Source organism: Erythrobacter crassostreae, assembly GCF_019204045.1.
In the GTDB taxonomy this organism is placed as follows: Bacteria; Pseudomonadota; Alphaproteobacteria; order Sphingomonadales; family Sphingomonadaceae; genus Erythrobacter; species Erythrobacter crassostreae.
The window spans coordinates 1,600,628-1,614,257 of the sequence record NZ_JAGSPC010000001.1 but is presented as its reverse complement, the minus strand read 5'-3'; the positions used below and the strand labels follow the sequence as shown (position 1 = coordinate 1,614,257).

Here is a 13,630-nt window from a genome sequence, read left to right as displayed (position 1 = left end):
AACGCGATTTAGCCTACCTTTAACTCGTAAGGATGGCGTTTGAATAAGCGGCGCGCTTCGTCGCTGATCATTGGCCTGCCAAAATAGAACCCTTGGATCTTATCGCAGCCCATTTCGCGGATAAGTTCTGCTTCCTCGGCTGTTTCCACGCCTTCCGCCGTGGTGGTCATATTCAGACTTTTCGCCATCGCGACCACAGCATTGATAATCGCCAGGCTTTCATTGCTATTTTGCGCAGCGCCTTGAACAAAGGTCCGGTCAACTTTGATGGTAGAGAACCTTAGCGTCCGCAGGTAACCGAGTGACGAATAACCGGTTCCAAAGTCATCGAGCGCAACCGAGCAGCCCAACGCCATTATCTTCTCAAGCGAGTTTCGCGCCGTTGCCGCATCGCGCACAAAGATGCTTTCGGTTACCTCGACCTCCAGCCGTTCGGGGCGCAGTCCGCTCGCCGCCATCGCTTTGATCACATCCTGATGAAAATCTGGCTCAAGCAGCTGCTCTGGCGAGACGTTGACGTTCACCTTCACGTGCTCTGGCCATTTGCGCGCCTCGAGGCACGCTTGCTCCAGAACCCATTTGCCAATCGGAACGATCAGTCGGGTATCTTCTGCCAGCGGGATAAACTTCCCAGGGCTTACGAAACCGTGCTCTGGACTGTTCCAACGCACCAGTGCTTCAAAACTGACAATTGTTTCTTTGCGCGCGTCGACGACCGGCTGATAATGCAGCACGAATTCCTCGCCATGAATGGCCGTGCGCAATGATGCCTCAAGCCTGCGGCGCTCCTCGGCCGTTGCATGCAGAGCAGGTTCAAAGCGGCAGTGTTCACCGCCGCCCTTATCCTTTGCTCGGTAAAGTCCAAGGTCGGCGTTCCGCATGAGATTTTCGACACTGTCACCGTCTCGCGGTCCGAATGCGGAACCGACGCTGGCACCCACATAAAGGGTATGCTGATCGACTTCATACGGCTCTGACAAAGCGGCAATGACTTTCTGAGAGATGAGATCAATCTTGTCGCCATCGGAGGCATCGCGGACGACGATCGCGAATTCATCCCCGCCAAGTCGGCCGCACATCTGACCCTCGCCAAGAATCGCTTTGAGGCGGGCTGAAACCTGGGCGAGCAGTTTGTCGCCTGTCATATGTCCAAGAGAATCGTTGACGGCTTTGAACCGGTCCAGATCCACCATCAGCAACGCACACCGAGTTCGCCACTTCTCTGCATAGCGCAGCGCGTCACCCAATGCTTCGTGAACCTGCAATCGGTTTGGCAAGGATGTAAGCGTATCATAGCGCGCGAGATAGGCGATTTTCTCGCTCGATTCCCGCTTTTCAGTCACATCAGAACCAACGCCGCGAAAACCGATGAACCGGCCGCGTTCATCCCGCATGGGTGTGCCGGAAAGCTCCCACCAACGCTCGCGTCCGTTCAAGTAGACATTGACGATCAGATTTGAGAAATTCTCTCTCGCCTTAAGGCTTTCCGCAAGCTCTCTCAGGCTGGGCGCATAGTCGGATGGCCCGCAATCAGGCTGCGTGATCATCTGCATCAGCGATTGCCCCTCGACCGCGGCTTGAGGGAGGCCGAGAGCGAATGCAAAACGCGGACTGACTGAACGCAGCCGCCTGTTGGTGTCCACTTCCCAAAGCCAGTCTGCTTCGTTCTCTTCAAACTCTCGCAGCAGCAGCGACACGACCTCTTCCTTCTCAGCGAGATTGCTCTCTGCCAAGCGGGCAAGCAGGAAAGTACGGCCAACAGTGATCGAACCCACCAAAGCTGTGATCGTGAACAGCGTACTGGCCACTGCCAGCACCCATAGCTCTGACAACACAAGATGAGTGATCGTGGCGGCGCCGAGAATAAAGGTAGAGGCTGCCACGCTTGCCGGAGCGGCAGGGTAAAACACTATCGCGCCGGTCACCAGCATGCCTGTGATGACAAGCAGTGCCGCCATATCGGCATCCGTCCCTAGTGGGGCGAAAAACAAGATCGGAACCGACCACAGCATTCCAGACACCACGGAAGTGATTGTTTGCCTAGTGTATTCGGCCGCCTCAACCGACCGCCGATCGGTGTCTATCAGCGACCGGTCAAACAGAGTTCCGCGCAGGTTGATCAAAACCAACGCGGCAAGCCAGCCCACCAACCAAACGATCGGGATATGGCTGAAATACAGATACGCAACGAGGATCGCCATGATCCCATGAGCGTAGACACGCCGGATCGTCTGACTTGGCAGAGCCGAGAATTGCAGCCCGCGCAAACGGACCCATTCTGCATCGCCCCGGTTCTTGAAACCGAGGACAGCAGATGCAGACAGGTTGGATTGCGCCACCTGTGAGGAAGAAACCGGATCGCTCACAGTCACGCGGGTTACGCTGAAAAGGTTATTGCCTCGTAAAGTATCGGGCAATCAGGCGACAATTATTCAATTCTTTTTCGCCTTGCTAAATCACTCAACTGTAACAGATTTTGCCAGGTTCCGCGGCTGATCAACGTCTGTGCCTTTCACCACGGCGACGTGATAAGCCAGCAGTTGCACCGGGATCGCATAGACGAGCGGTGCGATGAGCGGATGAACTACCGGCATTTCAATCGTTGCAATGCAGCCTTCGCCAGCCTGTTTGATACCCTCTGCATCCGAAATCAGAACGACTTGCCCGCCGCGCGCGCGCACCTCTTCCATATTGGAAACGGTCTTTTCGAACAGCGGACCCGATGGTGCAATCACCACGACCGGAACATCATCATCGATAAGAGCAATGGGGCCATGCTTCATTTCTCCGCTGGCATAGCCCTCTGCGTGGATATAGCTGATTTCTTTAAGCTTTAACGCGCCTTCGAGAGCAAGCGGATAGTCCTGACCGCGGCCCAGATAAAGAACGTCGCGCGCTGGTGAAATCAAGTGTGCCATGCTGGCAATATTATCATCATGATTAAGCGCCGCGTTGAGAGCAGCCGGTGCCTCAAGCAAATGCTTGACCACTTCTGCTTCTTCTTCGCGGTTCATCAGACCTTTCTTCACGGCCATATGCGCTGCCAAAGCGGCCAGAACCGCAAGCTGGCAGGTAAATGCCTTGGTCGACGCAACGCCGATTTCGGGGCCCGCATGGCTCGGCAACAGCAGGTCCGCCTCGCGCGCCATTGTACTGGTCGGGACATTCACAACCACGCCGATTGTTTGCCCCTCAGCCTTGCAATGGCGCAGCGCGGCGAGCGTGTCTGCCGTCTCACCGCTTTGCGAGATAAACAGCGCCAATCCGCCATCCTCCAGCACAGGATCGCGATAGCGGAACTCGCTGGCCACATCGATATCGACAGGTACGCGTGCAAACTGCTCAAACCAGTATTTGGCCACCATTCCCGCGTAATAGGAGGTGCCGCAGGCAACAATTGTCAGTCGCTTAATCTTGGAAATATCAAAATCGAGCTGCGGCAACGCGACCGTGTGATCCGACTGCCTCAGATACGAACCAAGCGTTTGAGCGACCACCGTTGGCTGCTCAAATATCTCTTTTTGCATGAAGTGACGGTAATTGCCCTTCTCTACTGCAGCGGCGGAAGCACCGGAGGACTGAATTTCGCGCGCTACCGGCTCATTTCGGGAATTGAAAACTTCGGCGCCGTCGCGGGTGATAACCACCCAGTCGCCCTCTTCGAGATAAGCAATCCTCTGGGTTAGAGGCGCAAGCGCCAGCGCATCTGAACCAAGATACATCTCGCCATCACCATATCCGACCACGAGCGGAGAACCGAGCCGCGCACCGACGAGCAAATCAGGGTGGCTGCGAAACGCAATTGCCAGGCTGAATGCGCCGCGAAGTTTTGGCAGGACATTTCCAACCGCCTCGCGCGGGTCCAATCCCTTTTCGATTCCGGAAGAGATCAGGTGCGCGACCACCTCCGTATCGGTTTCGCTTTCATATTTGCGGTTCTCACCTGCAAGCTCTTCGCGCAGCGCCTTGTAATTCTCGATAATGCCGTTGTGGACCAGAGCGACTTCTTCGGTTGCGTGCGGGTGAGCATTCGAAGTTGTCGGCGCGCCGTGTGTGGCCCAGCGTGTATGGGCGATGCCAACCGTGCCGGTGGCCGGTTGCTCACTCAGCACCTCAAGCAGATTTGCGAGCTTGCCTTCGGCCCGGCGCCGGACAAACTGGCCGTCAACGATTGTGCAGACACCGGAGCTGTCATAGCCGCGATATTCCATCCGCTTGAGACCATCGACCAAGCGATCAGCAACCGGTGCGTTGCCCACAATTCCGATAATTCCGCACATGCTCGAACAATTCCCCTAAATGGCGCGCAAATCGCGTGATCGCCGCTATGATTGCCGTCCCCGTAACCATGTCTGGTGAACAGAGCCTTGAAGCAAGAGCAAATTTTTGTGGTCAGCGAGTTTTTGGCCCTGAAACAACCGGCTTCGATGCGTTGAGACCATCACGCCAGAGATAAAGACCCGCTGCAATAATCAGCCCTGCGCCGCCTAACGTTAGCAAATCAGGCCGATCTCCAAACCACCACCAGCCCAAAACAATCGCGATCAGAATTTGCACATAGATTGCAGGGGCCACCTGCGCTGCACCAGCTTTCGATGTACCAATATAGGCAAGCCAATGCGCGGTGCTCGCTGTGACAGCAACGATTGCGCACCTGCCGACCACATCCCAGCTCGGCCAGCCGAAATCGAGCTCTGGAACCCCGGTCGCTTTGATACCGAGGCACAGAACGATCAAGATTGGCGTACAGACACCGGCGATGAAGACTTGCATCGAAAGGGCGCTGCCCTGCCCCGCGCTCGCGCGGTTCGCGATCATCATCAACGCGAAGAAACATGCAGATATAAGCGGCAGAAACGCGGCCCAGCCAAGTTCTGCCAAATTCGGGCGAAGAATGACCGCCACCCCAGTTAGTGCCACCAAAGACACGCCCCACACCGCAGGCCTGACCTTCTCGCCGAGCAATGGTCCAGCGAGAAGCTGCGTCAGCACTGGGGCAAGAAATCCGATTGCCATCGCTTCAGCCAGCAGCATCAGATAAATCGCGGAAAAGAAGCACGTAGACGCTGCGGCTAGGCAAAATCCGCGCGCCACTTGTAGCCATGGATTGGTCGGCTTGAACGCCTTTACGCCTTCGCTCTTGAGCAGCAGAACGGATAGCCCGATCGCGCCAAATGCAAAACGCAAAGCCGCGACCGCGTAGGGCGGCCAATCACCCGCCATGCTTTTCACAACCGCATCGCCGACAGACAGCGTCGCGAAGCCAGCGACGGCATAGGCCAAACCTGCGCGCTCTTCACCTGTCACTGAGAAATTCCATCCTGCAAAACCATGCCGCGCCGTGAACCCGCAGTGCAGGAAACGCAAGGCCGCGCTCAAATCCTGATGTTCATGGTTTACGTTTGATTAAACCCCTCACGGTATCGAGGCGTCAGACAGACGAAATTTGGGCGCATTTTCCGCGCACATCGGGGGCAAACCGACCGTAATGACAAAGCTGATCATCCAGATCCCGTGCCTTAACGAAGCCGAAGTGCTGCCCGAAACACTCGCCAAGCTGCCTCGCAGCCTGCCGGGCATTGATATCATTGAATATCTGATCATCGATGATGGCTCGACTGACGATACTTCGGGCATCGCGCGGCGCTGGGGCGTGCATCACATTGTCCGCCATCGCCGCAATCGCGGCCTTGCCGAAGCATTCCGCAACGGTGTCGAAAAATGCCTTGCCGAAGGCGCGGATATTATCGTCAACACCGATGCCGATGGCCAATATGCGGGCGAAGACATTGCCACCATCGTTGCGCCGGTCGTTGCAGGTGAAGCAGACATAGTCATCGGCGATCGTTCGGTCGCAGAAAACGCGCATTTCTCTCCGTTCAAACGGGCTCTTCAACGCCTTGGTTCATACGTTGTGCGCACCCTCAGTTCCACTGACATTACAGACGCTGTCAGCGGTTTCCGGGCAATGACGCGCGATGCGGTGCAACGCATCAATATCACCACTGAATTCAGCTACACCACCGATATGCTGATCCAGGCGGGCCGCAAACGGCTCGCTATCAAGTCGGTCCCAATCCGGACCAACAGCGCGACCCGCCCTTCTCGCCTGTTCAAGTCGATCCCTCGCTTCATCATGTCGCAAGGGATGACGATTACCCGCGCTTACACGACATTCAACGCGCTTCGGGTTTTTACATTGCTTGGCGCGGCGCTGACACTTGTCGGCCTTTTGCCGATGGCACGTTTCGTTTGGTTTTTTGTGAACGGCCAAGGTGATGGCCACATCCAATCGCTGGTCATCGGCGGCGCCTTGCTGACCGTTGGAGTGCTGGTTGCGACGCTTGGCATCCTCGCCGATCTTATCGCGACCAACCGCAAATTGATGGAAGCCAGTATCCTGAAACTGCGCCGGATGGACGAAAAACTCGAAGCAATTGAGAAGGCACAGAAAGAGACAGAAGTGTCCCTTGAGGGTATCGAAACTGCTCCAGAACGCCGCAAAGCCTTCTGATCATGCCCGCCGCCGCGACCACGGCTGAAACACCTGTTCGCCCGGGCTTTTCGCTTCCGGCGGCAAGTTCGGCCGTGTGGCTTTATGCGCTGATTGGCGTCCTGGCAGCGATGCATCTTTCCATGGTGTTCGGCCGTTCGATCAACTGGGATGAATTCTGGTTTTACAGTCAGGTCGAAGTTGTCGCGCGCGGCGAGTTTATCCAGCCGTTGCAAACGATCCACACCCGCTTTTTCGCGTGGTGGCTTCCGGCGATGCCGGGCAATTCCATCGACCATATTATCATCGCGCGGATGTTCATGTTCGCATGCCTTGTCGTGACATCGGCAGGCATTTTTCTAACGGCGCAAAAATTTGCGAGCCGCCGCACAGCAATTATCGCGGTTGCCGCGTATCTTGGCGCAGGGTTCGTGCTCCAGCACGGCACGGCCTTTCGTGTTGATCCGATTGTTGCCGCTTTTCTAACAACTGGCTTTGCGATTGCCGCTCTTACACGGTTGCGATTGCTCGCGATTGTCGCGCTAGGCGTCGTAATCGGAATTGCCGCTATGGTGACGATCAAATTCGTCCTTTGGGCACCCGCCTTTGCGGGCCTCGCTTTATATCGCTGGGAAGAAGAGAGCTTTGACTGGCGCTATCCGCTTCGCTGGATCGCCGCCGGCGCCATCGCGCTCGCCACATTTGCGATCCTCTATACTCTGCACTCAAGCGAGTTTGCCGATCAGGCGCGCGAAGCGGCAGCGGGCACTCTTGGCCGTTCCTCAAGCGGGATGCTAGGTCTCGCATCAAGCCCCCATCTCAGCGCAGCAGGAAAGGCTCTTTTCACCGCTTTGCCGCTCGCGATTGCAATCGTCATTGCTCCATGGGTGATCGCAAGGGACACGATGAGCTGGCAGCGCAAAGTCGCTTTGGCGGCCATGTGGCTCCCGGTTCTCACTCCATTGGTTTACCGCAATTCTCTTCCCTACTTTTATCCGTTCATCCTGCCTCCGGTGGTGATTGTGACCGTATGGGCTTTCCGCATGATTGCGCAGCGCTACAGCGAAGCACTGATCGCGGCGGTCATTGCAGGCAGCGCACTGATGATCTGGGCCGTGGATGCGCGCGGCGTGACCGAGCGTCAGCAAGTCTTGGTGAACGGCGTCCACCAGACGTTCGAGAAGCCGGTCAATTATTTCGATTGCTGCGGCATGATCGCGACCTTCCCGAAACAGAACACCTTCCGCACTGGTTTCGGCGTGGAGCGTTATCTTGCCGCTGGTGAGCCCACCCTGCTCCAGACAATGCGCGAAACACCCGTGCCTTTCCTGCTCGACAACAACCGCGAATTTTCGAAGGCTATCCTTGGCACGGACAGCAGCACGTTCCACCCTGACGATGCAGATGCGCTGGCGAGCACATATGTCCGGTTTTGGGGTGATATCTTTCTGGCCGGCAAACAGTTGCGCGCTGGCGAAACAAAAGAATGGGACGTGCTCGTCCCCGGTCCATACAGCGTCACTGGTACACTCGTGATTGATGGTCGCGAATGGTCGGACGGCTCTGTTGTTACTCTTGATCGCGGAAGCTACACTCTTGAAAATCCTTCCGGCGGTGACGCAGGTTTGATGTGGGGTGAAGGATACACACCGTCTGAAATGACACCGCCCGATGCTTACTGGACGGCGTTCTAAGCCCGCTATGACGACAGAACCTGTCATCTCCGCTCCTCACGATGCAACCAGCGCCGCCAATGGCTTGGCAGGCCGTTTGGTCGCCATGCTGAAAGCCTTGCAGGGCTTTGCCAGCAAATACCGTGCGATTATTGTCATTGTCGCCGTCGCCGTGTTCGTTGGCGGGCTGGCCTATTCGGCAGCAAGTCTGGACCTGCGGGCGAGCGACCTGTCGCTTCCCTACATCCTGCTTTCTGCCGGACTGATCATTCCCATCGCGTTCCTCTACGGCGCGCTCAATTTTATGGTTATGGCGCGCGGCGCTGGTCAAAACATCGCGTTCTGGCCTGCTTTCAAAGTTTCCTGTGTCGCGCAGTTTGCCGAATTTTTGCCGATCCCCGGCGGAGCAATCGTACGGGGCGGCGCGCTAGTTCGTGATGGCTCGGGAGCCGCGAACGCTGCGGCTCACGTCATGATCAATGCACTTCTTTGGGTGGCATGCGCTGCACTGGCAGCGGGTCTTGCCCTCGGCCTTGATGGACCAATTGCGCTGTTAATCGCATGCGGAGGCCTAGCGGGCGTTGTTGCATGCACCGGATGGCTATGGGCAAAAGCCGGTCTTCCTCTAGCAATGGCAGCTTTGGCGATGCGGATTGTCGGACTTGGCATTGCGGGCCTGCGTATTCTTGCAGGCTTTCTTGTGATCAGCGTCCCTATCGCGTTTTTCGACCTCTACCCTTTTGTCTTCGCAGCCATCCTCGGGTCCGCTGCAGCGATCGCTCCAGGCGGGCTCGGCATTAGCGAGGCGGTCGCCGCCGCGATTGCGACCCTTTCGACAATACCACCCGAAGCTGCATTCCTTGCTGTCGCTATTAACCGCCTGATCGGCTTTGCCGTCAGCGGTATCGCCACGGCGATCATCACGTTTTTGCCAAAGACTGAAAAGGCCGCTGCGTAAAATCGCTTACCGAGTGAAAGCCCAGAATTTCACAAGTTCGAATTCTGTTTCCTTTTTGGCAACGATTTATGGTTAACAGGCAATATAGGTTTTGCCCCCATGGGCTGGAAATTGAACAGGATTGATTGATCGATGAAATACGCCAACGAAATTCGCGCCGCAGTCGAAATGGTGCAGTCGCGCGGAATTCAACCCACGTTGGAGCGTACGGTGAACTTCACCCGCGCCCGCTGGGAAGATCGATCACGCCGCAAAGACTTTGCGCGGATGGGCCTGAAAGGCCCGCAAGTGCGCACAATCCTTGGTTCAAAAATGGAACTGATGCCTGAGAAAGAAGGCCTCGACCGCGATCTTTTGCTCGACAGCATCCGTGAACCGGTCGCGACTGGCCACATCATGTCCATCCTGCGTGAAGACGATGTCGTCCTCGAAGTGGGTGCGAACATTGGATATTATGCTTTGATGGAAGCGAGCCGCTGTAAAAAGATCTACGCGATCGAACCGCATCCCGAAAATGTTGAACGCCTAAAGCGCAATATTGAGCTGAACGGCTACGATAACATCGAAGTGCAGCATGCCGGTTTCGGTGAGGAAGACGGCAAGCTGAAGCTTTTCACATCCGAGCTTTCAAACTGGCACACAGCCAAAGAAAACCCGGGTTCACCAACCGATTTCATCGAAGTCGATTGTCACCGGATCGATACTTTTGCCGAGGCCAACGAGACACCGACATTCATCAAAATGGACGTTGAAGGTTTCGAGCTTGAAGTGCTGCGCGGCGCGAAGGAAACGCTCAAGAAAATCCGTCACCTCTTTATCGAGCTTCACGGCAGCCTTTTGAACGAGGACGAGATCCGCGAAGTCTTGAACAATATCGAAGAAAGCGGCCTGAAGCCTTCGCTGGTCATCCAGTATGACCGTCCGGGCATGTCGCTGATCCGTGAAGGTTCATTTCTTGACCAAATCAAGGAAGGCGACCGCGGGACATTCGAACTGTTCTTTGAACGCCCCTGATATGTCCTTGGCTAGACTCCGGTTATCCGGAGCCGGCTGACCAACGCATCGACACCGGCATCAGGGCTAAGCTCCCTCAGCGACTGCTGCGGCAGGGGTGCCAGTGCGTTTTTGTCTTTCAGCGCTGCATCAACTGCGTCTGCCAAAGCTTGCGGATCATCAGCTGGTACCGTGCGCAAAGTAGCAGGGAATTCGTTCGCGAGCGTATCGACTGCGGGACTGTCGCGAGTGATCACCGGTTTGCCAACTGCCAGCTGCTGAAACAATTTGTTCGGAATGACGCGCGCGGCTTTGTCTGAGGAGCTGAACACGCCCAGGCAGATATCGGCGCGCGCTATCACTGATGGCAGCCGCTCGTAATCCACCCATTCGATCCACTCTATGGCAGAACCACCCTCGCTCGCCATGGTTTTGCGCATCACCGGCTCCAACTGGCCGCGTCCGATAATAACCCAGCGCGCGCCTTTGCCCCGTGACAGCTTTGCAGCCTCGATAATCGTCGGCACGCCGTGCAAAGGGATTAGCTGGCCGTAAAAAAGTACAATCGGGCGATCATCGCGCGGCCCCAACAAATCCTCGACTGGATCGCTGTTTGCGCCAGGTGAGAAATGGCTCTCCGCGCCGACCAAGACCGTCTGAAACCGGCCATGATCCAATCCGAATTCCTGCGCAAAATATTCCCCATGGCTGTCCGTATCGACCAGAATGATGTCGGCGAGCCTCAATCCGGTTCGTTCAAACCACCAGATTAGTTTGGCGATCAATCCGCGCGATTTCACCAACGCGCGATCGACAACGACGGTGTCATAAATCGGCAGAAATGCGTCGAGCACGACTTGCCGCCGCATCAGTCTGGCAATCGGCGCAATTGCGAAAATTTCTACAATACCAGGATAGGGCAAAAGCACCGCCACGCCCTTCTCGCTTCTCGCAAGACGCCACAGCGCGCGGGGGTATCCAATGATCAGTTTCAGCAGAACTTTAACAAAAGCGATGCGCGAAGGTATGTTGGTTTGCGGAACATCCTTCCAGCCTGAAACATGGATCTCTTCCGCCAGAGCGCCCTTTCGCCGCAGCGCCTCAATCAACAGGCGCACCCGCGGCTTGCGCGTGTCATACCCCCCGAATGCGATTATTTTTGCGGCCATGGCGGCGATGAAAGTCCCGGTATCCTGATCTCCCTTCGACTCTAAGACCGAAGGCATTCGGGGCGCAATCGCACGGTACAAATGGATCGTGGGCAACCCTGACACCGCTCTGCTGGCAAAAGAGTGTTCACCTACAAGCGGAATTTAGGAAAAAAATAAGGTTTCCGATTTATTCACCAAACTTCGAGAGGCGCCGTTCGCTCTAAAAGCGTAGCGCCCAAACTGAGAATTTTCCCCTGGGGGGCTTGGAATGAGCGCATTCGGTAAAAAAGGTGGCGCGGGCGGCGGACGTCCAGCATTTGGCGTTGCCCGTCCTATGAAGGGCGGCGGCAGCTCCGGTGAAGACGCCAAAGGCGGAGAGCAATTCCCGCCCCTACCCGGCGAAGGCGACGCGCCAAGCTCTGAGCCTGCTGCATCCAAAGAAAGCTCCGCCGGAAACGGTAAGCCGAAAACAACTGCAGAGGCTTTGGAGCGCCTGACCGAGCGCATGAACGCCACCCATGTTCAGGAAGAACAAGGCGGATTCGAAGCCAGCGTCCACAAGATTAAAGAACAGGTGCTCCCGCGCCTGCTCGAGCGTGTTGATCCCGAAGCCGCTGCAACTCTGTCCAAAGAAGAGCTGTCGGAAGAATTCCGTCCGATCATCATGGAAGTGTTGGCCGAGCTTAAGGTCACACTGAACCGCCGTGAGCAATTCGCGCTCGAAAAAGTTCTCATCGATGAACTGCTGGGCTTTGGTCCGCTTGAAGAGCTGCTGAATGATCCGGACATTTCCGATATCATGGTCAACGGCCCTGATCAGACCTACATCGAGAAAAAGGGTAAGCTGGTTATCGCGCCGATTAAGTTCCGCGACGAACAGCACCTTTTCCAGATCGCCCAGCGCATCGTGAACCAGGTTGGCCGCCGTGTCGACCAAACCACACCGCTTGCCGATGCCCGTTTGAAAGACGGTTCACGTGTGAACGTCATCGTTCCGCCTCTGTCACTGCGCGGCACTGCGATCTCGATTCGTAAATTCTCCGAAAAGCCGATCACGCTCGACATGCTCAAGGACTTCGGTTCGATGAGCGAGAAGATGTGTACGGCCCTGAAAATCGCTGGCGCATCGCGGATGAACATCGTGATTTCCGGCGGTACGGGTTCGGGTAAAACGACCATGCTTAACGCCCTGTCGAAAATGATCGACCCGGGTGAGCGCGTTCTCACGATTGAGGATGCTGCCGAGCTTCGTTTGCAGCAGCCGCACTGGCTGCCGCTTGAAACACGTCCGCCTAACCTTGAAGGGCAAGGCGCGATTACGATTGGTGACCTTGTTAAAAACGCCCTGCGTATGCGTCCTGACCGGATCATTCTCGGTGAGATTCGCGGGGCAGAATGTTTCGACCTTCTCGCCGCTATGAACACGGGCCACGATGGTTCTATGTGTACGCTTCACGCCAACAGCCCGCGCGAATGCCTTGGCCGTATGGAAAACATGATTTTGATGGGCGATATCAAGATCCCGAAACAAGCGATTTCAACCCAGATCGCTGAATCGGTCGATATTATCGTTCAGGTAAAACGTCTGCGCGATGGTTCACGCCGCACAACCGACATCACCGAGGTTATCGGCATGGAGGGCGACGTGATCGTGACGCAGAACTTGTTCAAGTTCGAATATCTGGACGAGAGCGACGACGGTAAGATCATCGGTGAATTCCGTGCATCAGGCCTGCGTCCCTACACGCTTGAAAAAGCGCGTCAGTACGGTTTCGATCAGGCGTATCTTGAGGCTTGTTTGTAAGAACGGCTTCGGCGTGCGTAGTGACAGAGATCGAGCTTCCAGTCTGGTTTTCGGTTACTTTGGTTGCATTTACCATTGGGCCGATGGCAGCGACGGCATTGTGGGTCGAGCGCCGCTTTGGAGAAGACCGTTCAAAGATGCGAAAAGTTTGGGTATTGTTCGCCTCAATCGTTGGCTTGGCGGTGTTGTCCGTTGATTTCCTGGCGATTAAGTTGATGGCCGTGAGCTCCTAGAGCACGGAAACTAGACCAAGCTACCAAGCACAACCGGCAGGCTCATCGCTAAGCAACCGCCACCGATAATCGCGCACAGTACGAACAGCGTCGTCCAAGGCATAAAGCCAACCCGTTCCAGCTGGGAGACATCGCGTTTCCTGTTGCGCAGCCGTTCCATAACCGAACAAAAGGCAGCGAGCACCCAGAAACCGCCACCGGCAATGGCAAGCTGCGCTGCATCGCTCAGCAATTCAAACTGGACCCATAAGTGTGTCACGAGTGCGCATGTAGCCATGCCCCGCGCGTGCGCAACACTTACCATGCTTGCGCAATCCCTGCTTCG

Annotated in this window: 11 protein-coding genes; 6 read left to right on the top strand and 5 right to left on the bottom strand. The window is 56.1% G+C overall.

The window, feature by feature from the left end; translation table 11 throughout:
• Positions 1-8: 8 nt before the first annotated feature.
• From KCG46_RS07850 to KCG46_RS07840, 3 genes are all read right to left on the bottom strand, one after another.
• Positions 9-2,417: a putative bifunctional diguanylate cyclase/phosphodiesterase gene (locus tag KCG46_RS07850; protein ID WP_255551824.1), complete on the bottom strand. Its 2,409-nt coding sequence runs from the start codon at positions 2,415-2,417 to the stop codon at positions 9-11.
• Positions 2,418-2,456: 39 nt separating this feature from the next.
• Positions 2,457-4,280 (bottom strand): glutamine--fructose-6-phosphate transaminase (isomerizing), encoded by a 1,824-nt coding sequence (gene glmS, locus KCG46_RS07845; protein WP_218404706.1) that lies wholly within the window; start codon positions 4,278-4,280, stop codon positions 2,457-2,459.
• A gap of 112 nt (positions 4,281-4,392) precedes the next feature.
• A complete protein-coding gene (locus KCG46_RS07840) occupies positions 4,393-5,307 on the bottom strand; it encodes a DMT family transporter (RefSeq protein WP_218404705.1) in 915 nt (304 codons plus the stop codon).
• A gap of 181 nt (positions 5,308-5,488) precedes the next feature.
• Here KCG46_RS07840 and KCG46_RS07835 point away from each other — a divergent pair, with 181 nt between their 5' ends.
• From KCG46_RS07835 to KCG46_RS07820, 4 genes are all read left to right on the top strand, one after another.
• Entirely contained in the window at positions 5,489-6,514 is a 1,026-nt protein-coding gene (locus tag KCG46_RS07835; RefSeq protein WP_218404704.1) for a glycosyltransferase family 2 protein, read from the top strand.
• A 2-nt stretch (positions 6,515-6,516) separates the two neighbouring features.
• On the top strand, positions 6,517-8,187 hold the full coding sequence (locus KCG46_RS07830) for an ArnT family glycosyltransferase (RefSeq protein ID WP_218404703.1): 1,671 nt from the start codon (positions 6,517-6,519) through the stop codon (positions 8,185-8,187).
• Positions 8,188-8,194: 7 nt separating this feature from the next.
• Positions 8,195-9,124, top strand: a complete 930-nt coding sequence (locus tag KCG46_RS07825; protein ID WP_218404702.1) for a hypothetical protein — start codon at positions 8,195-8,197, stop codon at positions 9,122-9,124.
• Positions 9,125-9,256: 132 nt separating this feature from the next.
• Positions 9,257-10,138: an FkbM family methyltransferase gene (locus KCG46_RS07820; RefSeq protein ID WP_218404701.1), complete on the top strand. Its 882-nt coding sequence runs from the start codon at positions 9,257-9,259 to the stop codon at positions 10,136-10,138.
• Positions 10,139-10,149: 11 nt separating this feature from the next.
• Here KCG46_RS07820 and KCG46_RS07815 read toward each other — a convergent pair whose 3' ends face one another.
• A complete protein-coding gene (locus KCG46_RS07815) occupies positions 10,150-11,343 on the bottom strand; it encodes a glycosyltransferase (protein WP_218404700.1) in 1,194 nt (397 codons plus the stop codon).
• Between the two features lie 193 nt (positions 11,344-11,536).
• Between KCG46_RS07815 and KCG46_RS07810 the strand changes: the two genes are divergently transcribed.
• Together KCG46_RS07810 and KCG46_RS07805 are read left to right on the top strand one after the other, a co-directional pair.
• Positions 11,537-13,072, top strand: a complete 1,536-nt coding sequence (locus tag KCG46_RS07810) for a TadA family conjugal transfer-associated ATPase (RefSeq protein WP_218404699.1) — start codon at positions 11,537-11,539, stop codon at positions 13,070-13,072.
• A gap of 20 nt (positions 13,073-13,092) precedes the next feature.
• Positions 13,093-13,305 (top strand): hypothetical protein, encoded by a 213-nt coding sequence (locus tag KCG46_RS07805; protein ID WP_218404698.1) that lies wholly within the window; start codon positions 13,093-13,095, stop codon positions 13,303-13,305.
• Positions 13,306-13,315: 10 nt separating this feature from the next.
• Here the strand turns inward: KCG46_RS07805 and KCG46_RS07800 are convergent, their stop codons facing one another.
• A complete protein-coding gene (locus KCG46_RS07800; protein WP_369410178.1) occupies positions 13,316-13,564 on the bottom strand; it encodes a hypothetical protein in 249 nt (82 codons plus the stop codon).
• Between the last annotated feature and the right edge of the window lie 66 nt (positions 13,565-13,630).

What these genes read in the sequence shown, in the direction of transcription:
- KCG46_RS07810 (WP_218404699.1), top strand. Translation starts at nt 11,537, where the DNA reads ATGAGCGCATTCGGTAAAAAAGGTGGCGCGGGCGGCGGACGTCCAGCA.
- KCG46_RS07835 (WP_218404704.1), top strand. Translation starts at nt 5,489, where the DNA reads ATGACAAAGCTGATCATCCAGATCCCGTGCCTTAACGAAGCCGAAGTG.
- glmS (WP_218404706.1), bottom strand. Translation starts at nt 4,280, where the DNA reads ATGTGCGGAATTATCGGAATTGTGGGCAACGCACCGGTTGCTGATCGC.
- KCG46_RS07830 (WP_218404703.1), top strand. Translation starts at nt 6,517, where the DNA reads ATGCCCGCCGCCGCGACCACGGCTGAAACACCTGTTCGCCCGGGCTTT.
- KCG46_RS07825 (WP_218404702.1), top strand. Translation starts at nt 8,195, where the DNA reads ATGACGACAGAACCTGTCATCTCCGCTCCTCACGATGCAACCAGCGCC.
- KCG46_RS07820 (WP_218404701.1), top strand. Translation starts at nt 9,257, where the DNA reads ATGAAATACGCCAACGAAATTCGCGCCGCAGTCGAAATGGTGCAGTCG.
- KCG46_RS07815 (WP_218404700.1), bottom strand. Translation starts at nt 11,343, where the DNA reads ATGCCTTCGGTCTTAGAGTCGAAGGGAGATCAGGATACCGGGACTTTC.